Source organism: Klebsiella sp. A-Nf5, assembly GCF_002810545.1.
GTDB lineage: Bacteria > Pseudomonadota > Gammaproteobacteria > Enterobacterales > Enterobacteriaceae > Klebsiella > Klebsiella variicola.
The window spans coordinates 1-1073 of sequence record NZ_PIOG01000246.1; the positions used below are offsets into that span (position 1 = coordinate 1).

2 protein-coding genes are annotated in these 1073 nt (G+C 57.6%); both read left to right on the forward strand.

Features of this window, described 5'->3' with window-relative positions:
- Positions 1–452, forward strand: a 452-nt coding sequence (locus CWM53_RS23350; protein ID WP_133124383.1) for an ABC transporter permease, incomplete at its 5' end; no start/stop codon positions are given.
- Positions 449–1073 (forward strand): ABC transporter ATP-binding protein (locus CWM53_RS23355; RefSeq protein WP_133124384.1); only part of this gene is annotated, 625 nt, incomplete at its 3' end. The genes CWM53_RS23350 and CWM53_RS23355, both read left to right, overlap by 4 nt.

The window sequence follows — 1073 nt, forward strand, 5'->3', positions numbered from 1 at the left end:
TGATGTTAGCGATTATTGCCATCCTCGGACCAGGACTGAGCAGCTTTTATATTGCGATGGCGATAGTGGGCTGGGTTTCCTACGCTCGGCTGGTGCGCGCTCAGGTACTGACGCTGAAACAGCGAGATTTTATTCTGGCGGCCCGCAGTCTGGGCTATGGACACCTGCGCATTTTGTTCCGCCATTTGCTGCCGAACGCATTAACTGGCGCGATCGTTTTTTCGATGTCCGACTGCGTACTGGTACTGCTTAACGGGGCCTCGGTGAGCTATCTCGGGCTCGGCGTGCAGCCACCAACCGCGGAATGGGGCGTGATGGTTGCCGAAGGGCAGAGCTTTATCACCACTGCGTGGTGGATAACGACCTTTCCGGGGATCGCCATTGTGTTGTTGGCAATGGGGTTCAGCCTGCTGGCCGATGGGTTGGGGGATAAGTTAGGGGAGCGCGTATGAGTTTGTTGACGGTGAATCACCTGACAGTCACGCGTGGTGAAGATATCGCGCTGGTAGATAACGTCTCATTAAGTCTGGAAGCTGGTGAGATGCTCGGGCTGGTCGGTGAGAGCGGGTCGGGAAAAACCGTAACCTGCCGGGCGCTGATGCGCCTGTTGCCGGGGGCTGGACTGCGGATTACTGGCGGCGAAGTTTTGCTGGGAGGGCGCGATATTTTGTCCCTCAGTGAAGGGCAAATGTCGGCGGTGCGCGGACGGGAAATCGGCATGATTTTCCAGAACCCCTCCAGCCATTTGAATCCAGTGATGACTATAGGGGAACAGATCGCAGAAAGTCGCCGCCTTCATTTTGGCGCTAACCGTCGTCAGGCACGAGAGGATGCGCTGGCGCTGCTACGACAAGTGGGGATCCCTGACCCGCAGAATCGGCTCAATAACTATCCACATGAATTTTCCGGTGGCATGCGTCAGCGGGCGATGATTGCCGTCGCCCTCGCACCGGAGCCCACGCTGTTGATTGCCGATGAACCGACGACCGCGCTGGACGTGACCGTGCAGATGCAGATTTTACGCCTGCTGAGTGACCTGCGCGCTGAGCTGGGGCTGGCGGTCATTATGATCA